This window comes from Alloprevotella sp. Lung230, assembly GCF_014385435.1.
In the GTDB taxonomy this organism is placed as follows: Bacteria; Bacteroidota; Bacteroidia; order Bacteroidales; family Bacteroidaceae; genus Alloprevotella.
On record NZ_JACSUD010000001.1, the window covers coordinates 307,108 to 333,668 of the forward strand.

Annotated in this window: 16 protein-coding genes and 1 pseudogene; 15 read left to right on the forward strand and 2 right to left on the reverse strand. The window is 54.9% G+C overall.

Annotation, left to right across the window (positions count from 1 at the left end):
* Positions 1–622: 622 nt before the first annotated feature.
* Positions 623–8,059, reverse strand: coding sequence for a cell surface protein SprA (gene sprA / locus H8527_RS01175; RefSeq protein ID WP_187544926.1), 7,437 nt, complete (start codon positions 8,057–8,059; stop codon positions 623–625).
* A gap of 7 nt (positions 8,060–8,066) precedes the next feature.
* Positions 8,067–8,678: a Holliday junction branch migration protein RuvA gene (gene ruvA / locus H8527_RS01180; protein WP_187544928.1), complete on the reverse strand. Its 612-nt coding sequence runs from the start codon at positions 8,676–8,678 to the stop codon at positions 8,067–8,069.
* Between the two features lie 604 nt (positions 8,679–9,282).
* On the opposite strand from ruvA, the gene H8527_RS01185 reads away from it, so the two are divergent.
* The 15 genes and pseudogenes from H8527_RS01185 to H8527_RS01260 all read left to right on the forward strand — a co-directional run bounded on the left by H8527_RS01185 (position 9,283) and on the right by H8527_RS01260 (position 26,059).
* Positions 9,283–9,774 carry a TlpA disulfide reductase family protein gene (locus H8527_RS01185; protein ID WP_187544930.1) on the forward strand — a complete coding sequence of 164 codons (492 nt, stop codon included), beginning with the start codon at positions 9,283–9,285 and terminating at the stop codon, positions 9,772–9,774.
* Between the two features lie 3 nt (positions 9,775–9,777).
* A complete protein-coding gene (locus H8527_RS01190) occupies positions 9,778–11,409 on the forward strand; it encodes a DUF6029 family protein (protein ID WP_187544932.1) in 1,632 nt (543 codons plus the stop codon).
* 5 nt (positions 11,410–11,414) lie between these two features.
* Positions 11,415–12,203 (forward strand): Omp28 family outer membrane lipoprotein, encoded by a 789-nt coding sequence (locus H8527_RS01195; protein ID WP_187544934.1) that lies wholly within the window; start codon positions 11,415–11,417, stop codon positions 12,201–12,203.
* Between the two features lie 67 nt (positions 12,204–12,270).
* Positions 12,271–12,918, forward strand: coding sequence for a T9SS type A sorting domain-containing protein (locus H8527_RS01200; RefSeq protein ID WP_255498481.1), 648 nt, complete (start codon positions 12,271–12,273; stop codon positions 12,916–12,918).
* Positions 12,919–12,951: 33 nt separating this feature from the next.
* Complete coding sequence (locus H8527_RS01205; protein ID WP_187544937.1) at positions 12,952–14,265, forward strand: thioredoxin family protein; 1,314 nt, start codon at positions 12,952–12,954, stop codon at positions 14,263–14,265.
* A gap of 149 nt (positions 14,266–14,414) precedes the next feature.
* Positions 14,415–14,951, forward strand: coding sequence for a hypoxanthine phosphoribosyltransferase (hpt, locus tag H8527_RS01210; protein WP_187544939.1), 537 nt, complete (start codon positions 14,415–14,417; stop codon positions 14,949–14,951).
* Positions 14,952–15,024: 73 nt separating this feature from the next.
* Entirely contained in the window at positions 15,025–15,594 is a 570-nt protein-coding gene (locus H8527_RS01215; protein ID WP_187544940.1) for an adenylate kinase, read from the forward strand.
* 90 nt (positions 15,595–15,684) lie between these two features.
* The gene (obgE, locus tag H8527_RS01220; RefSeq protein WP_187544941.1) at positions 15,685–16,842 is read left to right on the forward strand and encodes a GTPase ObgE; all 1,158 of its coding nucleotides are present in this window, start codon (positions 15,685–15,687) and stop codon (positions 16,840–16,842) included.
* Between the two features lie 163 nt (positions 16,843–17,005).
* Positions 17,006–18,214, forward strand: a complete 1,209-nt coding sequence (locus H8527_RS01225; protein ID WP_187544942.1) for a lipopolysaccharide biosynthesis protein — start codon at positions 17,006–17,008, stop codon at positions 18,212–18,214.
* A 17-nt stretch (positions 18,215–18,231) separates the two neighbouring features.
* Entirely contained in the window at positions 18,232–19,464 is a 1,233-nt protein-coding gene (locus H8527_RS01230; RefSeq protein WP_187544943.1) for an NAD(P)/FAD-dependent oxidoreductase, read from the forward strand.
* Positions 19,461–20,627 carry a glycosyltransferase family 4 protein gene (locus H8527_RS01235; protein WP_187544944.1) on the forward strand — a complete coding sequence of 389 codons (1,167 nt, stop codon included), beginning with the start codon at positions 19,461–19,463 and terminating at the stop codon, positions 20,625–20,627. The genes H8527_RS01230 and H8527_RS01235 overlap by 4 nt, the downstream gene beginning before the upstream one ends.
* Positions 20,603–21,373, forward strand: a complete 771-nt coding sequence (gene pgeF / locus H8527_RS01240) for a peptidoglycan editing factor PgeF (RefSeq protein WP_187544945.1) — start codon at positions 20,603–20,605, stop codon at positions 21,371–21,373. The genes H8527_RS01235 and pgeF overlap by 25 nt, the downstream gene beginning before the upstream one ends.
* Before the next feature lie 28 nt (positions 21,374–21,401).
* The gene (locus tag H8527_RS01245; protein ID WP_187544946.1) at positions 21,402–22,142 is read left to right on the forward strand and encodes a 16S rRNA (uracil(1498)-N(3))-methyltransferase; all 741 of its coding nucleotides are present in this window, start codon (positions 21,402–21,404) and stop codon (positions 22,140–22,142) included.
* Position 22,143: 1 nt separating this feature from the next.
* Positions 22,144–23,630: pseudogene (locus tag H8527_RS01250) on the forward strand (RNase adapter RapZ).
* A gap of 29 nt (positions 23,631–23,659) precedes the next feature.
* Positions 23,660–26,059 carry a carboxypeptidase regulatory-like domain-containing protein gene (locus tag H8527_RS01260; RefSeq protein ID WP_187544949.1) on the forward strand — a complete coding sequence of 800 codons (2,400 nt, stop codon included), beginning with the start codon at positions 23,660–23,662 and terminating at the stop codon, positions 26,057–26,059.
* Positions 26,060–26,561 lie beyond the last annotated feature (502 nt).

The following is a 26,561-nucleotide window of genomic DNA, read 5'->3' on the forward strand; positions in this document are numbered from 1 at the left end:
GGGGGAGCGCTGCATTTCTGTCGCTCCAAGCAAAGGGACAGAAGGCGCGCTTTCCTCAAAAAAAGGAGGCAATCGTTTTGAAGTTTACCGGACAGCAATAATCTTTATATAGACATCGCGCTATCGAAATCAGCCACAAGACCTTGAATTTAACACAAGTTTAACAGACATCTGATGCAACTATAACATCGATGCTCCTGTGATGGAGCACCTTTCGCAAAGAGAGCAAAAACTACCTCTGAGGTAAATTCACTTACCTCAGAGGTAGTTTTATCTGCCTCTGAACTTTTTCGCCCCCTTCCTTTGAAAGGGCGAAATGCTCGCTCGCGCACGTATACGCGTGCACGCACGCGCGCATACACTTAATGTAGTTCGTGTTTTTTGCCTTCACTGCCTTCATCAACACACATAAATCACTCAAAATCAACCAACTATGAGTGCACCCAAAAGAACATCCAATCTGTCCCTTCGGTGAAGGCAACAACGCTTTTGCCTTCACCCACAACTCCCTGACCGACAAGAAGATGAGACATACGGTGAAGGATTGAAGGCAAAAAACACGCACTATATATAGTGTATACGCGTGTGCGCGAAGGTGTCCCAAAGAGGGCTATGCACCGCCTCAACGGGCGAGTTGAAACTTGAGGTTGATGCCGAAGTCCTGCGTTGTGGTGGGATAGGCCGAGGAGGTGAGAAGCGGGCGATTCATCTGGCGGTCGAAATAGGCCGAGATGGTGAGGTATTTCGACAGCGTGTAGTCGGCCGAGAAGGAAATCTGAATTGCGCGGTTACCGCTCGTGGCTTGCGAAGAGGCCGTGAGGATGTTGCGCTGGAGAGCGCTCTGGTCGCGCAAGGAGAAGTCCAAGCGGAGGTTGAGGCTGTTGGCAAATCCGCTGTTGGTAGGAGCAGGCTCGCTGCTTTTGTCGGTCGTTTTGCGCTTGCTGCGGGTACTTTTCTTCACCGTGGGCGCATCAAAGAGGCGGAAATCATTGATTTTGTAGCCCATGCCGAAGACGATGTCATTGGATCGCGCTTCGGTGATTTGCTGAGAGGTCATAGAGAGGGTGAGCACCCGCGTACGGCGATATTCGACTTTGGCGGTCATGTTGTTGTAGAACGTAGCATCAAATCCGAGCAGCGGACTGAAACTCTCGTTGATGGTGACGGTCGAAATATCGTACATCGAGGAGGGCGTGGGCAGTCCGCTTTCGACGCTGTTGATGAAACCCAGACCGGCCTGCATCTCGCGATAGGACTGAAAACTGTTGTAAGCTCCGATGGTGTAGATACTCTTGTAGCCGTGATTGAGATTGAAGGAGCGAAACCAATCCTTGAAGGGGCGCACGGAGGAGAGGCCGCCGTAGGAGAGTGTCCAGTTGGGCAGGAGGCGGGTGATGGCCGGGAAGATGTCGAGGCTCGAACCGCCGCTGCCGTAGGCACTGAGGAAGGCAGGTATCATCACTTCGCTCGAATACTTGCTCACGCTGCCGTTGGCCGGGTTGTAAGTCTGCCCGGCAAGGGGAGAGCCGGCGGGATAGGTGGTGCCGGTGTAGCGGGCTTCAACGCGGTTGCGATAGTGTTCGAGCAGTCCCATGAATTTTTGGAACGTGGGACTCCAATAGCCGTTGTCGGCATTGCCGGCGGAAGTGAAGGCCGAGCGCAGAGAGATGGTGGTCATCGTGAACGAACCGGTGCGCGTGGAGGGGAAGCCGGGGAAGTACTGGATGGTCTTGGCCATATTCTCGTTGCGCGCAAAGTTGACGCTGAATTTCAAGTCGCGGATGGGCTCGACGGTGGCCCGGATTTGCAAGTCGCTGGTGCGGCTGATGATGGCCGGAGTGATGATGCTGTCGGAGCGCATGAGCCATCCGCGGTCGGCAGCCGTACGGATGTAGTCCTCGCCCACGGTGGCAAAGGCAAAGCCGAGTCCCGGCGCAAGGAGACCACCGTTGTGCTTCTGGCCGAACACATCGCCCACCTCGGGGAGAAAACCGGAGATGGACATGTTGTGGGCGTTGCGATAGGAGATGTTGACGTTGCGCACCATCATCAAGCCGCGAGAGGCATATTGCAGCGCTTTGTACCACCCTTCGTCTTCCGTTTGTCGGCGAGAGACCACGGAGATTTTCACTTTCAGGCTGTCGCGGTTGAGCACCTCAATGCGGTTGGCATCGATGATCTTGTAGCGGATGGGATAGGCCGTGCCGTCTTCGCGGAGCGCCACCACGCGCAGGCGCTTCGAGCGCTGGTTGTGCGGGATGGTGAGGGTGGTGTCGGCACGGAGTTGGAATTCCTGCTCAAACTTCTTCGGCGTCTTTTGGGGCGAAGCCTTTTGTGCGGTGGCAAAGCGGCGGTTCACCTTTTTGAGGAAGGGGAAGTAGTTGTAGAGCGTTTCGAGGTTGAACTTGGCGTTGGCCGTGATGTTGCGCTGGTTGTTGATGGTGTGTCCCATCGAACTGCCATTGGCCAATTCCGCCCCACGTGTCCAGTTGTAGGCGGAGGCGTATTTGGCATCTGCGCTGATCCAGTCGAAATAAGGGATTTTGTTGATGGGGAGATTCCAGGAGAGGTCGGCCGTCTGCTGATAGGTCAGGGGGCGTCCGAGGTCGCGGATGGAGCGCATCACGGAGTCCTTCCAGTGGGCATATTCTGTGGGGAAGAGGTCTTTGTTGACAATGACGTTGGGTTGTTCAATCTCGGCGTTGGTGGCCGATGAGAAGTTGAAGTGGATGAGCTTCGTGGGATCCCAACGGAGCTGTAAGGCGCGGTTCCAGAGGAAATCGGAGGAGAAGGAGATGGGCAGCGTGTTGTTGTCGAGTTGCTGCATGTCGCGCTCCTTAAACTCGTAGTAGTTGCGAGTGATATCGGAATTGAAAGAGAGGCTTTGCGGGATGTAGTTGATGCCCAATTCGCGGAAGAGGCGGAAGGCTTTGAGCTGCGAGGGGATGAGTTTTTTGAACGGCTCAAAGGTTTTCATACCAGGGTTGTAGGCATAGGCAAAGTTGAACTTCCAGTGGTCGTCATATTCCCAGTCGGTGGTGTGGCCCGTGGTGTGACGGGTGGCCTTGGCATAGCCGAAGGTAAAGTTGGCCAAGTCGTAGGGCATGGGCATGCCTCGGGTGACGCGGTTGAAGCGGAGGCCCGAGATGGAGAAATTCTTGTTGACCACCACCTTGTGGGTGATGTTGCGCAGGGAGTCGCGCTCGGCCCGCGTGGTGAGGGCGCTCATGGCGTCGCTCATTTCCATGTCGGTGTCGAGCGGATTGTAGCGCGGGACAACGCGTTCTTTGGAATAGGAATAGTAGACAGGGGCCGAGAGTTTGAGCTTCTCGGGGAAGAACTTGCCGGCCTCCACCTGTGTCGTGACGGAATACTGGTAGAGGTCGTCATCGCGGCGTTGGCTCACGGTCTCTTCCAGTCCGCCGAAGCCGTTGGTCTCGATGTGGCCGCCGAGGTTGATGGTGGCCAAATCGGAGAGTTGGACGTTGAGTTGGCTCTGTGCCGCCCATCCGCCCTTGTTGGAGAAGTCTTGTAGTCGGAGTTCGTTGGCCCAGACTTCCACACTCTGCACGGTGCGTGAGTTGTTGCGCACACCGATCATGATGGTTTTGATTTCGCCCAGCGAGGGGTTGCCCTGCACGCTGATTTTGTTCTTCGGACGATTGCGGTCGTATTCGCTGTAGAGTTTGCTGAAAGTAGTGAGTCCGAGCGACTTCTGGTGATTGCGGTTTTTCTTGGTGTGGGTGAGGAGGTCGAGGTCGATGTCAATCATGTTTTCCTCCGGCCACACGGCTCTGCGCCCACTCTCGCCCGCATATTTGTCGTTTTCGGGGGTGAGGATGAGCGGAATTTCGTATTCGTAGAAGTTGTTCTTGTAGTCCGATCCCAAGCGGAGGAAGAGGCTCATCTGGCCGTTGCTCAGGTTCTTGTCGCCGGGCAGTGCGTTGGCGTGGACGAAGAGTTGAAGATGCTTGTAGCGACGTAGGTCGAGTTGCGTGTTCTTGTAGACGGCACGGGCATCGCCGCTGGCCAAATCTTTGACGGTGAGCGCGAGTGCCTGTTCGTTGTTTTCCATCACCTGCTCCTGCCCCGGTTCGAGGGAGCGGCTGATGCCGGGGGGCAGGACATAGTTGACGGGGCTCTTCTCGTTGTTCTCCTCAAAATTGACCGCACTCACGGCCAGACTGCCCGAAGTGGTGGGGGCAGCACCGGCATAAAGCCCTTGCTGATAGCCGCGCCATTCACCGCGCACAAGGTTGAGCGTGGCAAAGCGCAACACCGTGGGACGGTCGAAGCCGGTCATGAACATGCGCATGAAGCGGATGGAAGAGAAGTCACTGATGTTGCCCACCTTCTGCTGATATTCGCGCAAGGGGATGCGGAAGAGATACCATTTGGTCTCCACCTTGTTGCCGTCGCGCGTCTTGGGGTGGGTGGTGCGCATATCGACGATGTAGTTCTTGCCCACCACCATTTCGGCCGGGTCGATGCGCACGCGGTATTGATAGTACTTCTCGTACTCGTTGAGCGTGTAGTCCTGATTGATGTCCTCGACATCGGGCGTAGTCTTATAGGCCGTGGCGTAGCTTTCGGGGCTGTCTTCGGCAGCCACGGAGTTGCCGTTCGGGTTATTGATGTACTTGTAGCGGTCGAGGATGGACGTCTGTCGGCGGTCCCAATCCGAGCCGCGATAGTAGTGGTACTTGTCGGCCGAAGGGCTTTGCAGCAGCGAGTCGTAGACTTCAGGGCGCACCACGCCCTGCACCTGCGAGAGGAATTGGGCATAAGCGCCAAAGGTGCGCTCGTCCTCCGAGGTCAATCCGTTGAACCCCACATCTTGACGGCGGCGACTGCCGGCACTCGTGTTGAAGGCATAAGTCACAGAGTTTTGTGTGGGCACACGTCCCCAGGCGGTCGTGGTGTACTTGGAGGCGTCGTTGTCGAGGGGGAGACCGCTTTCGTAGAACTTCTTGCCATCTTTGAGCACGTCCTCCGAGATTTCACCAAGGTTGAAGTAGAGGTCGCCCGTGAACGAAGGTTGCTGACCATTGCGTTCGGTGAAGGGGTCCATCATCCAAAACTCCACATACTCAATGTTGGCGGCCTCAAAGTCCGACGTTTCGAGTTTGCGCATCATGCCGCCCCAGCGGCGGGTGGGGTTGGGGAGGCGTCCGTTGCGGTCGAGACCGGGGTCGAGGTTGTAAGGGCCGCGTTCGTCGGGATAGAAGGCCAGGTTGAGCACGGAGAGGGTGGAAGCCTCCCGATAGTTGATGCTCTTGTTGGGGTAGAGGTCCGACATGTAGACTTCCCGCACCCAAGGGTCGGAAAGTTGGCGGAGGTCGTTTTTGATGTGGCCGGGGGTGAGCGACGAACTACGGCGCGTGAAGAGTGGGTCGATGTAGTACCAGGCAAGGAGGGCGCGGTTGTAGCCATAGCGCACGTCGTTGTTCAAGCGCGACTCCGGAAAGAGAGCAGGCGTGGAAGAAATGCTCCACTGCTGCGGTTGCGACACGTCGACCACCGACTTCGAGTTTTCAAAGTCGTCAATGTAGGAGGCGTTACCCTGCGCCCCGGTGTTCTTGCCGGCAATGAGTTGTGCAAACTCGGCGGTGAAGTTGATGCTCGAAGGCGCGGTGGCGTGGATGAAGGGGATGCGGTCGATGAGGTTGGTGAGCCACTGACTTTGCTTTTTCCACGCCACGTTGAGCCCCCAGATGGTGTTGTTGAGGGGTTCGCTGCCCATGGCCACTTTGTTGGTGAGGGGCTGTTCGTCGAGGTGCATGACGGAGCCGCCCACCTGGAAGTCGCGGGAGAAGTCGTATTGGAAGTTGAGGCCCAACATCGTCTTGCGCTGCATGCCGTAGTCGGTGTTCGATTCGAGCGAGCAGTTGATGGGCGTGCCGGCATCAAGGATACTCTTGTTGAGGATTTTGACGATGCCCGAATAGTAGTCGACGGTGTAGTCCGAGCCTTCGGTGAGGCGCTGTCCTCCGGCCGTCACCACCACGCTGCCCTGTGGGATGTTGGTAGCACCGAGTTGGATTTCATCGTTTTTCGTGGCCTTGTACTGCCCCGTGATGACAAACTTGTTGTGCTCCGCAATCTGTCGGGCGATGGTGTGGGTGGAGTCGTAAAGTTCGGTGTAGGCGTAACGTTTCGCTACAGCGGCATCACCGATGACCTTGGCCAGATGGCGGCCGAAAGGTTCGACCACGGGGAAATAGACGCGGCCGTTGTTGGAGTCGATGGTGTAGCCCTCGACAAAGTCAAAATAGCCGTTGGGGCGGCGCTTGTTGCTGTTGTCCAGTTCGTCCAGTCCCATGAGGCTCAATAGCTTCTTGTCCTTGAGCGTGGGTTCGGGGAGATAAGAGAGGTAGACGCCGCTCGTGTCGGAGAGGAGTTTCACATCGAGGCGGAAGCGCTCTTTCTGAATCGAGGTTGCCCCGAGCGAATAGACGTTGCGCATCATCAAGTGCCAGTTGCGCATCTGCGGGGTGCAGGCGGTGTTCTTGAGCGTCTTCACCAGCAGCGCCTGCGTATTGTCCTTGCGGTCGGTGGAAAATTCGCCCACCTGATAGGTCCGCCCGCGATAGGTGTACTCAAACGCCACGGCCAGCACTTGGTCCGTTTGGAGCGAGGAGCGAAGCGAAATGTAGCCCAACGCCGGGTTCAACCGATATTCCGAAGCGGTGAGGAGGCGGGCGTTTTCCAGTTTTTCGTAGTCCTCGCCGCCCACCAAGCCCATACCGTCGAGCGTGGCCGACGTTTGTGAAATCTCGCGGTTGTTGCCAAGGTTGGCCACCACGGTGGAATACTCCGTGTTGGCCTCGTTCGCGAGTTGCTGCGTTGTCCCGGCCGTCCAGAGCGAAGTGTTGAAGCGCTTGCTCTCGCCTAAGTCGGTCAGGCCGACGAGGTTGCGCGTGTTGGACGTGGCGCCGTTCTTGTTGGTCGTCCACACTTCGATGCGGTTGATGACGATGCCCGACAGCACCGTGGGCAACTGCGTCATCCAGTAGTCGTAGTTGTCGCGGAAGAAGTGGCCGAGGAAGAAGTGGCGGTTTTCATCGTAGTCGGCAGCTGAAAACTCATAGTCCGTCAGTTGCACGCCGCCCTTCGACTGCACGGACTGGGCCGAACTCTTCTTTTGGGCAATCATCGTTTGGAGTTTGAGGCGGCCGAACTGCATGTCGGCGCGCACCCCAAAAAGACTCTGTGCACCGCGGATGAGGCCCGAGTTAGTGGACATCGACACGTTGCCGGCCTCGATGAGCTTCACAATCTCATCCTCCTTGCCTTCGTAGCGCAATTTGAGGCTTTGCGCATCGAAGTTGAACGTGGCTTCGGAGTTGTAGTTGAAGTCCATATTGACCTTGTCGCCCACCTTTCCGTTGAGTGAGAGGTTCACCTTCTCGTTGAAATCAAAGCCGAAGACGCTACGGTTGCGTTCCGAGAGCGAGGGGTTGTCCGTCCAGCGGTGGTTGGTGCCGATTTTGAGTTCGGCGCTGCCCTGCGTCTTCACGCGTACCCCGCCCGGGCCGAAGATTTTTTCGGCCGGTCCGAGGTCGAACTTCATGTCGGAGAAGTCGAACTTTTCCTTTCCTTTATTGGTAAACTCCTCGGTGTTGCGGCGGCGGAAGTAGTCGCGCATGGATTGTCGGATGCCGGCACGACGCACCTCGTCCCCGGCCAGGAAGTAGGGGACGTAGAGGAAGTCGTTGCCCAGGCGCGTGCCGTAGCGGTAGATGCCTGTGGCCTCATCGTAGACCAAACCGGTGGTGAGATTTTCCGGGTCTTTCAAGTCGCCCGACTTTCGGGCATCAGTCTGTCCGATGGGGCGCACACGGAAGGGCACAATCGTACTGTCCTCCGGTACAGGCGGAGCAGGTGCAGCCACGGTTGCCGCACGTGTCAGGACGGCCGAAGTCGTATCGACGGTGGGTTTGGTCGCAGGCGCGGCCGCCCGATGTGCCGCCTCCTGATGACGGCCGGACGCAGCAAAGCCCGCTACGCTCAGGAGCGCAACGAGCACCAACAACCAGATGTAGGAGTGACGTTTCAAGGAGATGCTATTTTATTTCTTTCAAACCGCGTTTGATGATTTGCTGCACATCAAGCCCCGGCTCTTCTTTGAGAATAGCCGCCACCACTTTGCGCACGGCCGCCGGCTGAAAGCCCAGTGTAGAGAGAGCGGAGATGGCCTCTTCGGCACGTTCTTTGTCGGCTGTGGCAATACCACCACCGGCCGAGGGGGCCACGTCAATCGTGCCGTTGGAAAGTAATGTCCCGATTTTGTCCTTCAGATCGAGCACAATGCGCGCAGCGGCTTTCGGCCCGATGCCCTTCACACTTTTGAGCATGGCGGTTTGTTCGCTTTGGATGACCTCTGCCAGTTCGGCCGGGGCGAAGGCCGAGAGCACCATGCGCGCTGTGGCGCCACCGATGCCGTTGACCGAGGTGAGGGCTTCGAAGAGCGTGCGTTCCTCTTTGGAGAAGAAACCGAAGAGGTCGTGCGCATCTTCGCGGATGACTTCTTTGACGTAGACTTTGGCGGTCTCTTTGCCTTGCAAGGCGGCAAAGGTGTTGAGCGATATGGCGAGTTGGTATCCGACTCCGGCGGCTTCGATGACCGCTTCGGTGGGCGAGAGTTCGCCGACGACACCTTTTATATAAGCTATCATGGGATGAATGTTTGTTTTTGCAAAGTTCTGATGCGTAGGCGGCAGTCCGTGGGGGTACTGCGAGGAATGCCCAATGCTGAAAGGAACGTCCTCGAAGGGGGCGAATATCGGCCGATCGATGCAACACCGCGGCATATGCTTTCTGCCGAGCATTGCCGGGGAGAGCCCTCTGCGCAAAAGCACAATTTCGCGTGCGAGCACAATCCTATGTTATCTCATAACGCACGCGGCACGCAATTATTGTGTCGCGCGGCCAAAAAGGAGGCTTCGACCCACTTTTTGATGCCTTTCCCGAAAAAAATCCACGCCCTTGGAAGAAAATTTCCATGCCCATGGAGGAATAACGCCACCCTTTGGCGACGAAACGCCAAGGCGTGGCGTTTCGTCGCCACGCCGCGGAAAAATTTTGGCGACAGAGAACACTGAAACACTGCACGTTACGGATTTCACGCACGGCAGAGAGCAGCCGAGGGGCACGGCAGAGGGCGGACAAAGCCCCTCTCCCGGTGCACGCGGCACACTGAAAAGGCGTGTATTCTCCGGCCTGCGCTTTGCAGTTTCGCCATTTTGTCGTACTTTTGCCCTCACATTATAAATCAACGAGATGAACAAGTTATTTTTATCCTTCTGCTTGTTGCTGGTCAGTTTTGCGGCCGGCGCACAAGAACGTCTGCCCCAAGTCGTCCTCAAAGACATGGGCGGAAAGAGCGTACAAACCGACACGATTTCCAACGGTGGAAAACCGATGGTCATTGCTTTTTTTGCCACCTGGTGTAAGCCCTGCAACCGCGAACTCAAAGCCATTGACGAGGTCTACGACGAATGGCAACGCGAAACCGGAGTGCGGCTCGTGGCCGTTTCTATTGATCAGGCGCAGAACATCAATAAGGTGAAGCCCTTGGTCGACCAAAACGGCTGGCGCTATGATGTGTTGCTCGATCCCAATGGAGAATTGCGCCGCGCGTTGGGCATTCAAATGATTCCCTTTACGGTGTTGCTCGATGGAAAAGGCAACATCGTCTACAAGCACAACGGCTATACCGATGGTGCGGAAGTAGAACTTTATGAAAAGGTGAAAGAAGCTGCCGGCAAATAACCTATGAAAAAATGGATGATGATAGGGCTGGTCTCAAGCATGGGGAACACTTTCCTTTGTGCGCAAGAGCCGTCCGATAAACTACGCCTTTCCGGAAGTTTGCAGAGTGATGTGTTGCTGCCTGAAAAAGACAAGGCTACAGGAGCGGAGGCTTCCAACGGCCGATTGCTGACGAATACTTATCTTGACTTGAAAGCCACGAGCCGCCATCTGGAGGCCGGAGCAAGATTGGAGTATTTGCAACACCCACTGCCGGGATATGAACCCGACTTCAAAGGCTGGGGCGTGCCTTATGCTTATCTGAAAGGACGTTATAAGGAGGCAGAATTGACCTTGGGCAGTTTTTATGAACAGTTTGGCTCGGGCTTCATTCTTCGTTCCTACGAAGAGCGCAGTCTGGGTATCGACAATTCGTTGCAAGGTGCTCACTTGGCCTATCGGCCTTGGGTGGGGGTTGCCGTAAAGGCGCTCACCGGTCGTCAACGTCGATATTGGCAGCACAACGATAGTTGGCTGACGGGTGGCGATGTGGAATGGAATGTCGATGAGTGGTTCAAAGCGCTCCAACAGCATCACACCTACGCCACACTGGGGGTTTCTTATGTCCATAAATACGAGAAAGACGAAGTGGTCATGACCGACCCGACCCACCGCCTGCGTCTTCCGCACAACGTCAATGCTTTCGATGTGCGGCTGCGCGTGCAACACCGTTCGTTGAACGTGTTGGCGGAGATGGCCATGAAAACACAAGACCCTTCACGCGACAACGGCTACATTTACCGAAACGGCTACGTGGCCATGCTCTCCGGATCCTACTCCAAACGCGGAATGAGCCTGCTTCTGCAAGCCAAACGCAGCACGAACATGGGTTTTCGCAGCCGTAGAGGGATGGAAGGTACTTCCTCCTTCATCAACCACCTGCCGGCTTTCACGATGGAACATACTTACACGCTGGCGGCTCTCTATCCCTATGCCACACGTCCCGAAGGTGAGTGGGCATATCAAGCGGCGGCGGCCTACACCTTCCCCAAAGGCTCGCTGCTGGGCGGCAGGTATGGCACAACGGCCAAAGTAAACTTTTCGCACGTTCATGCGGTGCGTAAGAACACTGTCGGCGGTAGCGGCACCGATGGCTATGGCAGTCCGTTTTGGGCTTGGGGGCCGTCCACTTACTACCAAGACATTGATGTGCAACTGGAGAAGCGGCTTGGCAAAGACACAAAGCTCAACTTAATGTACATGAACCAACGCTACAACCAAACTGTTCTCGAAGGTCATGGCGGTATGCTGAACTCGCATATCTTTGTGGCCGATGTGAAGCAAAAGTTGTCGGCCAAAACCACGCTGCGCATGGAGGCTCAGTATCTCGCTTCGAGAGACGGCGACAAGGATTGGGTGTTCGGATTGGCGGAATTGTCGCTCGCTCCGCATTGGATGTTCACCATGAGCGACCTTTACAACCACGGCAACACCCGTGTGCATTATTATCAAGGCTTCGTGACTTACAGCGGTGGAGCGCACCGATTGCAACTGGGGTATGGCCGCACTCGTGCCGGCTTTAACTGCTCGGGCGGTGTTTGTCGTTACATTCCGGCCACCAAAGGGCTGACGCTCTCTTACAACTATAACTTCTGACTGAAATGAAAAGTTTATATTTTGCCCTTTGGGCAGCCGTGCTGCTTCTGACTGGCTGTGACCCCGTTGCAGCCGACCGGCGTCTTATCGAAGTGCCTGCTGCTACCATTCAACGCAATGTGCTGATTGAAGACTTCACGGGGCAGCGTTGCATTTTCTGTCCCGAAGCCACCGAGGTCATTACGCAACTACAAGCCCGCTACACGGCCGATCAACTGATTGCCGTTGCCATCCATGCAGGTCCGCTCGCCATCAAAGCAGTGCCTGGTTTTGTGGGATTGCGCACGGAAGTGGGCGACGCTTACTACAAGCAGTGGGCAGTGCCGAATGTGCCGAAAGCCATCATCAACCGCCGAGGCGGTGTGCTTGCCAAAGAGGATTGGGCAGGGCGTATCTATGATGAGTTTGCTCGAAAAACAACGGTTGGCATTGCCTTGAACTGCCAATATGATGCCGACACGCGTCGGGTGGAAATCGAAACCCAAACGACCACTTTGAACGGCGAGGTAAAGGGACGGCTGCAACTTTGGTTGGTGGAAGACGGCATCGTGGCCCCACAACTCTTTCCCCATAATAAAACGGAGAAAAATTACGTCCACAATCATGTGTTACGAGCAGCCGTCAATGGCGATTGGGGTACGGAACTGACACTTTCTCCTCATCAAGCGCAGAAAGAACGTACCTCCTACACGCTCCCTGTCGACATCGTGCCTGAAAAAGCTTGGGTGGTGGCTTTCGTTTATAATGACGACGGGGTGCTGCAAGCCGTTCGGAAAAAGATAGCTCTTTCCTAAATACATTACAAATACAAACATTAAAATACTGAACATGAAATTACGATTACTGATGTTTTTCGAGCTGTTGGCCTGCCTTTTTGGTGCTGCCCAAGCGCAGACCAGTGCTTCTGAAGTGGCTTTCGCAAATGCAAAAGGCGAACTCCTTGCTCCCAATGCAACGCTTCATCTGAACGAGGTGCAGGAATCTCCTATTTTCCCCGGTCAGAAACAAATGCTTGCACAACTGTTTTTGCTCAATACGTCTGAGAAAACTCAAAAGGTAAAAATTTCCTATGAGATTATTTCCATCGAAGAAGGCCAGTTGCAAGTTTGTGCACTTGAAAACTGCACTTTGGAAGATGCCGTCGGCACTTACGAAGTGGGAAAAAAAGCATTGTTTGCTAACGGTGAAAAAGAAGAAATTAAGGTTGACTACTCCTTCACTACAAAAGGAAAATGCGCAATGAAGCTGCAACTCACCATCTTGGAAGAAGGAGAAAATGGTAAAGTCGTCGAGAAAGCCGGCCCCACGGTTACGCTCAACTTCGATGCAGAGGGTACAGGTATTGCTAAAGCCTCTCAAACCCTCGGCACTTACGATGTCTACAATACCCAAGGCGTATTGCTGCACAAAAACGTAACCTCTCTGCAAGACCTTTCCAAAGGTATCTACATTGTGCAGCAGAAGGATGCGAAAGGCCGCCTTACTACCAAAAAACATATTGTACCTTAATCTCATTATAGCATAAATAACCTCTGATCTAAAATGACTAAAAGATTTTATTTGTACATATTTGCCCTCATCGCCCTAATCTGCTACGCCGGCAATCTCACTGCCAATGATTACAACTTGATTCCCTCTACCGGTCGAAAAGTCTTTGTGCCACTCACGGCAACGAGTGCAAAAGGGCAACTGCTGATCACCAATTATGGCCGATCCACCATCAATAATTTTGAGTACACACTCTCTTTTGAAGGAAAGGAACTCGCAAAGAAAGAGTACACCCTGCCTACACCTCTGAAACGTATGGAGGGGACAACGATAGAAATTGATGTGCCGCCGCACGATCGCATTTCGGAAACCAACTTACAGGTTGCGATTACAAAAGTAAATGGGGAGCCCAATGGTGCCACTATCAACGTAGCTTCTCTTCCCCGACTTACCGTAACGAAAGTACCTCATCGCCGCGTCGTGGTAGAAGATTTTACTGGTATGTGGTGCCCTTATTGCACACGTGGCTTGGCGTTGATGGAGAATCTTGCTAACACCTATGGCGATGATTTCGTAGGTATTGCCATTCATACCAGTGACGCTTTGCATTGTTGGGATTATGCCGGAAGGGCTAATGAGAATAGAAGTCGTCCTTGGATTATGATGAATCGTAACCTTTCTTTGGGATATGAAAAGGCCACCAACGAATTTGATCAGGAGAAGGCAGCAGGAGCAGAAATGGACATTGAGGTTACCGCCGTGTGGGATGATCAGAAGGAAAACATCACAGTGACTCCCCGCGTTACCTTCTGCGTAGATCGCGAAGAAGCACCATACGGTTTTGCCTATGTGCTGACGGAAGATGGAAAAGCCAGTCAGAGCTGGGTGCAGGTCAATGCTTATACGCAACAGGAAGCATATCGCGGTGTCTCGAAAGAACTCGATTTCTTTATCGATGCTCCTTATGCCATTAAGGGACTTGTGAACAATTTCGTGGCCATTGCGGCAGAAGGAGTACAGTTTCCTTTGAAAGGCTATCTCAAAACTCCGATTGTGGCCGACAAGACGCAAAGCCATGAATATGTGTTTAAGAACATCTCCAGTAAGCGTTTGATACAAGACAAATCAAAACTGGGCGTTTGTGTGTTGCTGATCAACCTGAAGACCGGACAAATCGAAAATGCTGCCAAATGCCGGATTTCTGAGCATAAAGTCACTGGTGTTGCTCCCTTGCAGCAAGAACAGGGCAGCACTGTGGAGATTGCACGTTACACGCTCGATGGTCGTCGCATTTCAACGCCTCAAATGGGAGTCAATCTCGTGAAGTATAGCGACGGGAGCGTACGCAAGGAGATGATAAGGAAATAAGCCTGGAACGGCAGCAGTTCATCCTGAGAATAAGCCGTCTTTGCCCGACAAAAACGGGAGTCCCGCCCTTATTTTTTGCAAAAAAGCAAAGAAAGACGGGAACGTGTGGCTTTTTTTTCTTATTTTTGCATTCAAATATCACTGCTGTTATGGAAACCGTTACTGTCAAAGATAAAACATTTACCATCTCCATCCCCGCTGAACAACTTCAAGCCCGCATTGCCGAAGTGGGCGCTCAGCTCAGCAAGGATTTGTCCGGCAAGAATCCGCTCTTTGTGGCCGTGCTCAACGGTTCGTTTATGTTTGCGGCCGACTTGATGCGTCACATTACCATTCCCTCCGAAATCTCCTTTGTGCGCTTCTCAAGTTATGCCGGCATGGAGAGCACAGGCAAGGTGAAAGAACTCATCGGACTCTCCGAAAGTTTGGAAGGGCGCACGGTGGTCGTGGTGGAAGACATCATCGACTCCGGACTGACCATGCAGCAGTTGCTCGCCCAACTCCGCGAGCACAATCCGGCTCACTTGCACGTGGCTTCGCTGCTCGTCAAGCCCGAGAAGGTCAGTGTGCCGCTCACCATCGACTACACTTGTTTCAATATCCCCAACGATTTCATCGTGGGCTATGGACTGGACTACGACGGCTATGGGCGCAACCTCCCCGCCATCTACACCGTAACGGAATAAATCCAACATTCAACACAATAACTTACTTAAAGCGCTGACGCTTATCCTTCCTTACAAATTCTCTTATCGACACATGAAAAATCTTGTCATCTTCGGTGCTCCCGGTTCGGGCAAAGGCACGCAAAGCGACCTCTTGGTTCAGAAATATGGCTTCGACCACATCTCCACCGGTGATGTGTTGCGCGCCGAAATCAAAGCAGGCACCGAACTCGGCAACACCGCCAAGCAATACATCGACAACGGTCAGCTCATCCCCGATGCGCTGATGATTGACATCCTCGCGGCCACCTATGATGCGCTGCCCAAGACGCAAGGCGTCATCTTCGACGGGTTCCCCCGCACCATCCCTCAGGCCGATGCCCTCAAAGCGATGCTCGCTGAGCGTGGCACTGCGGTGCACGCCATGCTCGAACTCTCTGTGCCCGACGAGATGCTCATGGAGCGCCTCATCAACCGCGGAAAGACCAGCGGCCGTGCCGACGACAACGAAGAGACCATCGCCAAGCGTTTGAGCGTCTATCACGCCCAAACTGCTCCGCTGGTGGAATGGTACGCCCAAGAAGGCATCCACAATCCCGTGCAAGGCTATGGTTCGCTCGAAGACATCAATGCCAACCTCTGCGTGGTCATTGATGCGCTCTAAGGGCGGTCGTCCCTTCACTCACACAGGCTCTCGCCTTTTTCACTTGCGCCAACGATTTGTACGTTGGCGCATCTTGACTTTTTAGAAGAAATGGAAACCAATTTCATCGACTACGTAAAGATTTATTGTCGTTCCGGCAAGGGCGGACGTGGCTCTATGCACATGCACCGCGGCAAATACCAGCCCCTCGGTGGCCCTGACGGCGGCGATGGGGGACGTGGTGGACACGTCTACCTGCGCGGCAACCACAACTACTGGACGCTCCTCCACTTGCGCTACGACCGCCACATCTTTGCCGGTCATGGCGGCAACGGCTCGAAATGTTGCAGCACGGGCAAGGATGGTGAGGACCGCTATATCGATGTGCCGCCCGGCACTGTGGCCTATGACGCCGAAACAGGCAAATACCTCTGCGACGTGGTCGAAGATGGGCAGGTGGTCATGCTGCTCAAAGGCGGCCGCGGCGGACTGGGCAATTTCCAATTTCGCACCGCCACCAACCAAGCTCCGCGCTTTGCGCAGCCCGGCGAACCCATGCAGGAAATGATGGTGGTGCTTGAATTGAAACTTTTGGCCGATGTGGGTTTGGTCGGATTTCCCAACGCAGGCAAATCGACCTTGGTGAGCGCCATCACCAACGCCCGCCCCAAGATAGCCAACTACCCATTCACCACCCTCGAACCTTCGCTGGGCATCGTGCCCTACCGCGACGGGCGCTCGTTCGTGATGGCCGACATTCCCGGCATCATCGAAGGTGCTGCCGAAGGGCGGGGCTTGGGATTGCGCTTCCTACGCCACATTGAGCGCAACTCGATTTTACTCTTTATGGTGCCGGGTGACACCGACAACATCCGCCGCGAATACGAAATCCTCCTCAACGAAGTGGCGCAGTTCAACGAGGGCCTGCTCGACAAGCACCGCATCCTCGCGGTGACCAAAGCCGACCTGCTGGACGAAGAACTGATGGAACTCCTCAAAGCCGACCTGCCGGACGACCTACCGGTGATTTTCATTTCGGCTGTGACGGGCTTCAACATCACGCAGTTGAAAGACATCTTGTGGGAAGAACTCAATTCCGAAAGCAACAAGTTGCAAAGCGTGGCCGAAGGGGGCAGCATCGTGCACCGCGACCGCGAAGTGACCCACCTCGACCGCGACTTCTCCGACTGGGAAGACGACGTGGTGGAAGTGGACGATGACGACATCGAAGAGTTCGAAGACTACGAAATTGAAGACGTCGAAGAATAAACATTCCCTCTCAATGAACGTATTTTATTCTCAGTTAAGGAAGTTCGTGATTCCCAAAGATGAGCGCACCGCAAAGATTCGTAAGAATATTTTACTCTCCACTTTTGTTAAAGCGGGTTCTATTCTGACGTCCTTTTTTCTGGTACCCGCCGGCCTAAACTTTGTGGGCAATAATCAGGTAGAATATGGCATTTGGCTTACCCTCAGTTCGATAGTGCTTTGGATTAACTATTTCGACATGGGGATAGGAAACGGTCTACGCAATATGCTTTCTGAAGCTCTTGCTACTCAGGATTTCCAGCAAGGAAAGAGTTATGTAAGCACCACCTTTGTCCTCTTGACAGCCATCATGGTGGTATTCAATCTTCTCTATGCCATGCTTTATGCTTTCGGCGTGATAGATTGGTATCAGATTTTACGGTTGCCGCACGAAATCGTTTCGGTCGATCTCAACCATCTGATGTTGGTGCTCATGGGAATTATCAGCCTCACCTTCATCCTCAAAACCATCGGCAACATCTATCAAGCGCTGCAAATGCCTGTTGTAAATGATGCTTTGGTCTTAGTTGGCAGTCTGCTTTCCCTCATCGGAATCCATCTATGGAGTCAGGTAGAGGCTGGAAACTTAGGGAAATTAGCGTTTATTTTTACGCTTGCTCCTCTCTTTGTCTATATCGTGGCCTACCCTCTCACCTTTTTTCATTATAAGGAGTTACGTCCCTCGCTGGGCACCGTACAAAGAAAATGGGCCAAAAGGCTCTTTTCCTTAGGGGGAGAATTCTTTCTCATCCAACTGGCTTGTTTGCTGTTGTTCTCTACCAGTTCTCTGCTCATCACACGATTCGCAGGACCTCTTGAAGCCACCCGCTACAACATCGGCTACAAATACTTTATGATAATTACCATGGGCTTCACCATTATAGTGACACCCTTTTGGTCGGCCGTCACCGAAGCCTATGTACGCGGAGAGTTCGCATGGATTTCACGAAGTCTGCGTGTTGTGCTCTACATTTGGGGAGCATTCACGGCTCTATCTCTCCTGATGTTGCTCATCGCCCAGTGGTTCTATCAGTTGTGGGTCGGAGTGTATGTGCCTGTCTCCCTTTCCTTTGCCCTGATGATGTATGTCACGATTAGCAACTGGAACAATGCCTTTGCCTACTTCATCAATGGCACAGGGCAAGTGCGTATCCAGCTCTATTGCGCCTTAGGATCAATTGCACTGTTCCTCCCGCTCTCTTTTTGGTGGGGAAATCTCTATGGCGCAGTAGGTGTCTGCTGGGCCATCAATGTAGCCTTACTGACCTCTGCAATTGCTCTTCCTTACCAATTCAAGAAGTTGATCACGGCTCCCATTTTCACAGCAAAATGACAAAACACCCATAGTTTATGAAACGCGTCCTTATCTTTGGCGCCGGAGTAACCGGCTTATCCATTGCCAAACTACTCCATCCTCACGCACAAGTGACGATACTGGAGCAAGAAGATCAAATTGGCGGCTTAGCACGCACAAAAATCATTGATGGCGATGTAGCCTACCATTTGGTGGGCGGCCATTGCTTCAACTCCAAGTATCCGGAGGTGATGGACTTTGTTTTCCAGCAGCTCCCTCAAGACAATTGGCATAAGATACAGCGCATCTCACGCATCAACTTTGGGGACTACGAGGTGAACTATCCCATCGAGTTCTCGATGAAAGAGATTTTTGCCCACAATCCCCAGTTGGCAATGGATATGACACGCGACTTCCTATCGGCCAACGATGATGGAGAATACAGGAACTTAGAAGAGTGGTTTAGAAAGAAATTTGGCGATACACTGTGCAACCACTATTTTCTGCCCTACAATACTAAGATTTGGGGTAAGGCACCGCATGAGATGAGTCACACTTGGGTGGAAGACAAACTGCCCATTCCGGATAAAACCTCCTTTTTTGCGTCACTCCTTTCCACGCAAAAGGACACGATGGCGCACTCCTCTTTCTATTACCCCAACTCCAACAATCAGCAGACGCTCTTTGAAGCTTTGGCCAAGGGTTTGGACATTCGTTTGAACACAAAGGTAGATAAAGTGGAACGCAAAGGTGAAGTTTGGCGGGTCAACGATATTTACGAGGCCGACATCCTCATCAGCACAATTCCCATTAAGACTCTGCCTTCACTGATAGCAGGCACACCTGTCGAAGTCTTGGATCACGCTCGTCAGCTGAAATACAACAAAATCTCCAACGTCATTTGGAGAAGCCGAGCCACCGAGAAGACGTGGACCTATCAACCATTGGCGAATTGCAAATTCCATCGCTACATCCATATCGGAAGTTTCCACTCCCCGGCTCGCGGCTATACGATTACGGAGATGATGGGAGAACATAGCCTTGACGAAATGGTCTCCTATGGGCAACAAGACCCTTTCCTTATCGAACCGCTCGCACACAACACTTCCGAACACGCGTATGTGGTTTATGACGACCAGCGCTCAGCAGCCCTATCCACCCTGCAATCCTATCTGAAGAGCCTCGGTGTTCACTCCATTGGACGCTTTGGTCAATGGGATTACTTCAACATGGATGTGTGTATCAAACAAAGTCTCAACCTCTTTACTCATCTTCGCCCAACATTATGATTGCGTTTCTCATTGGCGACCTCGCGATGCGGGGAGGAACTCACAAGCAATTCCTCAAACTTTTGCAATATGCGGTCAAAGAACAGGTAGATTTCTTTGTCATCACCCTTCACCTTGATTTCGACAAAACCTATCCGGAATTCCGGCAGTTTGCCGATCGCATTCAGCAATTACCGACATCGCCCCGTAGCAACCGATACGCACGTATCAAACAGAGATTGCACGACATGTACATCCTGCGCAAATGGGTGAACAAAGCCGATGTCGTGAACATACACGACAATGGATTTGACACGATGTTGCCGGCCCTTGTAGGCAAGAAAGTCGTATGGCAGGTCAACGACTTGCCCCCCTATTTTCATCAAGGTGCGCACAAACAACAACATTCCACCTTCTTCGAGCATCTCCATCGTGTCTATCTGCGCCTCTTCCTCCCCATCGTCAATGACTTCACCGTCAATGTCACCAAGAATGCGATGCGCATAAAAGACCTTTTGGGGCGTTCGGCCCACGTCTTCTATTGCGGCATCGAGCCCATCAACATTCCGCGGCATACGGAAGAAAGCATCGCGCGGATGAGACAGCGGCGCATCAACCTCCTCAGTTCTGGCGTGGTGCTCCCCTATCGCAACTACGAAACCCAAGTATCCGTTGTGAAACGTCTGAGGGAAGAGGGAATTGATGCTCATCTCAATATCATTGGCGCCCTCTTGGATAGAGACTATGCGCAACGTGTCCAACAGCAGATTGACGAACAACAGTTGTCGGAGTACATCCATTTCTGCGGAATGGTCGATGAAGCGACATTTCAGTCCTTACACGCGCAGGCAGATTGCTTTCTCTTCATCAATATCGACCAAAGTTGGGGACTGGCCGTCTTTGAAGCGATGAGCTGCGGACTGCCCGTCATCGTCAGCGAGAGTGTTGGGGCGACCGAAATCTTGCGCAACAATGTCGAAGCTCTCTTCGTCAATCCGACGGATATAGACGCCATCACGGCTGAGATTGAAAATTTGATGACCGACGAAACGGGCTATCGGCAAATCGCCCAAACGGCCGCCTCTTTCCACGAGCAATACACTTGGGAGCAAGCCTATTGTGCCCCCATGCTCTCTCTCCTCTTAGAACAGAAGCAATCATGCACCTTCTCGAATACCCCTTAGGCAATGGCGTGCGTGCCTTTTCTACCCTGCGCAACAGTGGAGGAAGTGGAAAAGGCACGTACGCCGCTTTCAACATCACACCCTACTGCGGAGACCATCCGACCAACGTGGTGCAATGCCGAAAGGCGTTGTCGGCCGAACTGGGCATCGCCGAAGACCGACTGCTGCTCCCGCATCAAACCCACGGTACACGCGTGCTCACCATCGACAGCGACTTCTTCCGTCGGTCCCCCGAAGCGCGCACCACCGCGATGGAAGCCTGCGATGCGCTGGTCACTCGCGAGCGCGGTGTCTGCATCGGGGTGTCCACTGCCGACTGCGTACCGCTGCTCCTCCACGACCCGGCGCAAGGCGTGGCGGCCGCGGTCCATGCCGGCTGGCGCGGGATGCTGGCGCGCATTCCGCAGCACGCCCTTGCCGCGATGGCCGAACTGGGAAGTGATCCCCGCGATGTGCGCGCCGTGATCGGGCCGAGCATTTCTGTCGACTCTTTTGAGGTGGGCGAAGAGGTGGTGGACGCCTTCCTCGCAGAGGGATTTCCACCCGCCATCGTCCGTCCCACCGCACCTCGCCCCCATCTCGACCTTTGGGCGGCCTGCACATTCCTGCTCGAAACCCAAGGCGTGGCGTTGCACAACATCCGCATTGCAGGCATCGACACCTACACGACCGACGACACCTTCTTCTCCGCCCGACGCCTCGGCATCGCTTCCGGCCGCATCTTCACCGGCATCCTCATGCAATAATCCTTTCTCACGCCCCCCATATCTACTTATGAAAGAGCAACACCTTTTCTACGCCCCCGAACTCCGACAGACCTTTCGGCTTCCCGAAGACGAAGCCGCCCATGCCCTCCGCGTGCTGCGCATGAAGGAGGGCGATGCCATCTGGACGACCGATGGAAAAGGCACGTTCTTCCACGGTACCATCACGCTCGCCGAAGCCAGAAAACACGCCCAGTGCAGCATTGATGTCCGCGAGGAGCAAGCGTGGCAACAGCCTTGGGCAGCCAACATTGCCCTGGCCGTCGCCCCGACCAAAAGCATGGATAGAATGGAGTGGCTGGCAGAAAAAGCCACCGAAATCGGTCTCAACGCCTTCCACTTTCTGGATTGCGCCAACTCCGAGCGGAAAGTCCTCAAGACGGAGCGTATCGAAAAAATCGTGGTAAGCGCGATGAAGCAAAGCCACAAAGCCCTCAAACCCACGGTCCACCCACTCCTTCGACTGCGCGACTTCCTCGCCCTACCCTTCGATGGCGACAAATTCATCGCCCATTGCTACGCCCCCACCGACATCTCCCCTCAAAGCGAAAAGCCCTTCCTCTTCGACGTCCTCCGCAAAGCGCATCCCGCCCTGGTGCTGGTCGGCCCCGAAGGCGACTTCTCCCTTGAAGAGGTACGTGCAGCCGAAGCCGCAGGTTTCCGAAGTGTTCATCTCGGCCAAAGCCGCCTGCGCACCGAAACCGCTGCCCTGGTGGCCGTGCAACTGATGAACCTCAAACAATCCCTTTGATATGGACGCAACCACCACGCTTGCCGCACTCTTCCGCCGCCGCTTCGGACAGCCTCCCACGGCTATCCTTCCTTTGCCCCGAGCTGGTTCAAACCGCGCTTACTTCCGCCTCACAGACGAGGGTGGCAACACGGCTGTCGGTGTGAGGGGAAACGACATCGCCGAAAACCGCACCTTCATCTACCTCGCGCGTCACTTTAAGGAGCATCAGCTTCCTGCACCGGAAATCTTCGGCGTGAGCGACGACGAAAGCGCCTACCTCCAGGAAGACCTCGGCACGTGCTCGCTCTACGATGCCTTGCAGCAGGGACGCGAAGCCGGTGGGAACTACAACCCAAACGAAATCGACCTGCTCCGCCAAACGATGCGTCTCCTGCCCCACTTGCAGATTGAGGGCGGTGCCGACCTCGACGCCGCGCGCCTCCTTTCGCCGGCCCGCTTCTCTCGCCGCACGGTCATGTTCGACCTCAACTACTTCAAGTATTGCTTCCTCCGACCCACCGACCTTCCTTTCGATGAAGTCGCGTTGGAAGACGACTTCGACCGCCTCGCCGACCGCCTCCTCCAAGCCGACACGACGCAGCACACCTTCCTCTACCGCGACTTTCAGGCGCGCAACATCATGCTTCCCGACGGACGCCCCCACATCATCGACTTCCAAGGCGGACGCATCGGCCCTCTCCACTACGATGTCGCGTCCTTCCTCTGGCAGGCCTCGGCCCGCTATCCGTCCACCCTGAGAGAACTATTGATTGACACCTATCTCGACGAACTGGCCACCTTGCAGCCCGTCGACCGCACCCGCTTCCGCGAGCAGCTCTCCCTTTTCGTCTTCTTCCGCCTCCTGCAAGTCCTCGGCGCCTACGGGCTGCGTGGACTCTTCGAGCGGAAGCCCTATTTCCTCCGGTCCATCCCCCTCGCCCTAAGCCACCTTACCGACCTTCGCGCCGACCTTCGCGCTGACTTCCCGGCCCTGGACGCCGTTCTGGACCGATTGTTTTCCTTCGATTTTCAACCCTTTATCTCTCCTGCCCAATGACGACCAATCTCCCGAAAGACGACTACGCCCGCGGCCCGCTCATGGTCCGCGTGTTCAGTTTCTCCTACAAACGCGGCATTCCGGCCGACACCCACGGCAACGGCGGTGGCTACGTCTTCGACTGCCGCAGCACGCACAACCCCGGCCGATACGAGCCCTACAAGCAGCTCACCGGCTTGGACGAACCCGTCATCCGCTTCCTCGAAGACGACGGCGAAATCCAGCGTTTCCTCGACAGCGTATATCGACTGGTAGACTTCCACGTAGAGACCTACCAACGCCGAGGTTTCGCCGACCTCATGGTGTCCTTTGGTTGCACCGGTGGGCAGCATCGCAGCGTCTATGCCGCACAACATCTTGCCGAGCATCTCAGCGACAAATACGGCATCGAAGTCTGCCTCCTGCACCGCGAGCAAAACATAAAGCAGCACTTCCCCGCACGACAATAAATTCTCGTTTCCGCCGTTACGATAAGCGTATGAAACAACGTCTCCTCCCTCTTCTCATCATTTTGGGCGGCTTCGTCATCGACGGGGTCGCCCAAACTCGTTGTCGCATCTTCGGAACCGTGCGCGACAACGAGGGAAACCCCATCGAACTGGCCGCCGTGCGCGTCGAGGGACGCCCCCTCCTCATCACCGCTGCCGATCTCCACGGACGATACGCCCTGAGCGTCCCCACGACCGACAGCCTCACCGTCGTCTTCTCCATGATTGGCTACGAGACGCGAAAGCGCACCCTGCTCCCCGCATCCGACTCCCTCCGCATCGACGTGGTGCTCCCCGCTGCCGGTGCACTGCTCGGCGAAGCCGTCGCTCGCGGACAGGGCGTGCAGACCACCCCGATGCAGAAGGTGGAACTCGACCATCTCCGCCGCGCACCGTCGGTCGGGGGCAACGCGGTAGAAGAGACCATCGCCACGCAGGCTGGTGTGTCCACGCACAACGAATTGTCTTCCCAATACAACGTACGCGGCGGCTCGTTCGACGAAAACGTGGTCTACCTCAACGGCATCGAACTCCATCGCCCCTTCCTCGTGCGTTCCGGTCAGCAGGAAGGCCTGTCCGCCATCAACAGCGACATGGTCGAAAGCGTGCGCTTCTCGTCCGGAGGGTTTGAAGCACGCTATGGCGACAAAATGTCGTCCGTGCTCGACATCACCTACAAGCGCCCCGAACGCTTCGAGGCTACGGCCGCCGCATCCATGCTCGGCGCCAGTGCCTACGTCGGCACCGGCAACCGCAGAATTTCCCTCATGACTTCCCTGCGCTACAAAACCACACAATACCTCCTCTCCTCCCTCGACACCGACGGCGAATACCGCCCCGCCTTCCTCGACTATCAGGTCTACGCCTCCTGGCGACCCTCATCCCACTGGACGCTCGACCTGTTGGGCAACATCGCCGACAACCGCTACGACTTCCGACCGCGAGACCGCGAGACGCGCTTCGGCACAATGTTCGACGCCAAGTCCTTCCGCGTCTACTTCGACGGCGAAGAGCGCGATCGGTTCAGCACGCGTTTCGGTGCAGCCACCCTCACTCGCCACTTCACGCCTCAGACCTTCCTCGCCCTCCAAGCCTCAACTTTCGCTTCGCGCGAGCGGGAAACCTACGACATCCAAGGGCAATACTGGCTCAACGAAGCGACCACCAACGACCAACTCGGTGTCGGCACCTACATGGAGCACGCCCGCAACCACCTCCGCGCCCGCGTCATCAACCTCGGCCTACGCTTCCGCACCCGCATCCAAGCGCAAACCCTCCAAGCCGGCATCGACTGGCGTCACGAAAACATCCGCGAGAACGCCCGTGAGTGGGAGATGCGCGACTCCATGGGCTACTCGCTCCCCCATCTCCCCGACCGCCTCCGCCTCATCTACGCCCTCCGCTCCCGCAACGCCGTCAGCACCCGCCGCCTCGAGCTCTTCCTTCAAGACACCTGGCGACGGCACACCGCAGCCGGACTGCTCAACCTCACCGCCGGACTGCGCCTTTCCCACTCCGACCTCAACGGCGAAACCCTCCTCTCCCCCCGCCTTTCTCTGGGCTTCCTCCCCGCCGGCAGCGAGCGATGGACGTTCCGCTTCGCTACGGGACTCTACTATCAGCCTCCATTCTACAAAGAACTCCGCGACACCACCCTTTCCGACGGCATAGCCACCGTCCGTCTCAACCGCGACATCAAAAGCCAGCGTTCCGTCCACTTTGTCCTCGGCGGCGACTATACGTTTCGCCTCATCGGCCGCCCCTTCAAGTTCACCACGGAGGTCTACTACAAAGCCCTCTCTCGCCTCATTCCCTACACCGTCGACAACGTGCGCATCGTCTACGCCGGGCGCAACCTCTCCTCGGGCTATGCGGCAGGCGTCGACTTCAAGCTCTTTGGCGAGTTTGTCCCCGGCACGGACTCCTGGCTCACCCTCTCGCTCATGAAGACCGAAGAAAAGATTGGCGGCGTCTGGCTTCCCCGCCCCACCGACCAGCGCTTCAATCTCTCCCTCCATTTCACCGACTATTTCCCCGGCTCCACCCGCTGGACGCTCACCCTCCGTGCCGCTCTCGCCGCCGGCCTTCCCTTCGGCCCGCCCCACAGCGACCGCACGGTCCACACCTTCCGCGCGCCCGCCTACAAGCGCGTAGACGTAGGCCTCAACTACTGCCTCTTCCGCGCTGAACGCCGCAACGGCCGCCGTCCCCTCTTCGGCACGGGTCGCTTCCTCAACAATGCCTGGTTGGGCCTCGACTGCTTCAACTTGCCCGGCATCCGCAACGTGAACGCTTACTATTGGGTCACGGACATCACCAACACCCGCTACGCCGTGCCCAACTATCTCACCGGCCGCCTGCTCAACCTCCGCCTCGCTCTCGAGTTCTGATGGGCGACTGCCCAAAGTTCAGGCATCCTTCCCCAAAACTATCCGCCAAGAGAAGAACATATCAAATTCCTCCCAATCAACGAGTAAGTAGGTAAAGAACAATCGCTATCAAAGGGCTAAAAGCTCAATGATAGCGATTGTTTTTTATTCGCTGAGACGAAGGAAAAATCTCCCCAACACGAAAGAAGTCATTTCCTCGGTAGGAAAACTTCTTTTCTCCACAAGCAATCTATAAACCAAACCTTGGTTTATATAAACCAAGGTTTGGTTTATGTAATTCAAGGTTTGGTTTATATAATTCAAACCTTGGTTTAAACTTTCCAAAGCATGTGCGACAGATTAGTCCTCCATCTTCAGCACTTTTCTTCTGAAGAATGCCATTTTCATCTAAGTAGGTGTTCAAAGATGAATCGTAATTATCTTAGTCGTAGGATGTTCTTTCCTTTGATGCCCTCTTTGCTCCTCTTTTTCATCGGCTGGTCTTTTTTCATCAGTCGTGTAG

Bases quoted from the DNA above. Each gene is read 5' to 3' on its own strand.
- ruvA (WP_187544928.1), bottom strand. From the start codon at position 8,678: ATGATAGCTTATATAAAAGGTGTCGTCGGCGAACTCTCGCCCACCGAA.
- H8527_RS01185 (WP_187544930.1), top strand. From the start codon at position 9,283: ATGAACAAGTTATTTTTATCCTTCTGCTTGTTGCTGGTCAGTTTTGCG.
- H8527_RS01190 (WP_187544932.1), top strand. From the start codon at position 9,778: ATGAAAAAATGGATGATGATAGGGCTGGTCTCAAGCATGGGGAACACT.
- H8527_RS01195 (WP_187544934.1), top strand. From the start codon at position 11,415: ATGAAAAGTTTATATTTTGCCCTTTGGGCAGCCGTGCTGCTTCTGACT.
- H8527_RS01205 (WP_187544937.1), top strand. From the start codon at position 12,952: ATGACTAAAAGATTTTATTTGTACATATTTGCCCTCATCGCCCTAATC.
- hpt (WP_187544939.1), top strand. From the start codon at position 14,415: ATGGAAACCGTTACTGTCAAAGATAAAACATTTACCATCTCCATCCCC.
- H8527_RS01215 (WP_187544940.1), top strand. From the start codon at position 15,025: ATGAAAAATCTTGTCATCTTCGGTGCTCCCGGTTCGGGCAAAGGCACG.
- obgE (WP_187544941.1), top strand. From the start codon at position 15,685: ATGGAAACCAATTTCATCGACTACGTAAAGATTTATTGTCGTTCCGGC.
- H8527_RS01230 (WP_187544943.1), top strand. From the start codon at position 18,232: ATGAAACGCGTCCTTATCTTTGGCGCCGGAGTAACCGGCTTATCCATT.
- H8527_RS01235 (WP_187544944.1), top strand. From the start codon at position 19,461: ATGATTGCGTTTCTCATTGGCGACCTCGCGATGCGGGGAGGAACTCAC.
- pgeF (WP_187544945.1), top strand. From the start codon at position 20,603: ATGCACCTTCTCGAATACCCCTTAGGCAATGGCGTGCGTGCCTTTTCT.
- H8527_RS01245 (WP_187544946.1), top strand. From the start codon at position 21,402: ATGAAAGAGCAACACCTTTTCTACGCCCCCGAACTCCGACAGACCTTT.
- H8527_RS01260 (WP_187544949.1), top strand. From the start codon at position 23,660: ATGAAACAACGTCTCCTCCCTCTTCTCATCATTTTGGGCGGCTTCGTC.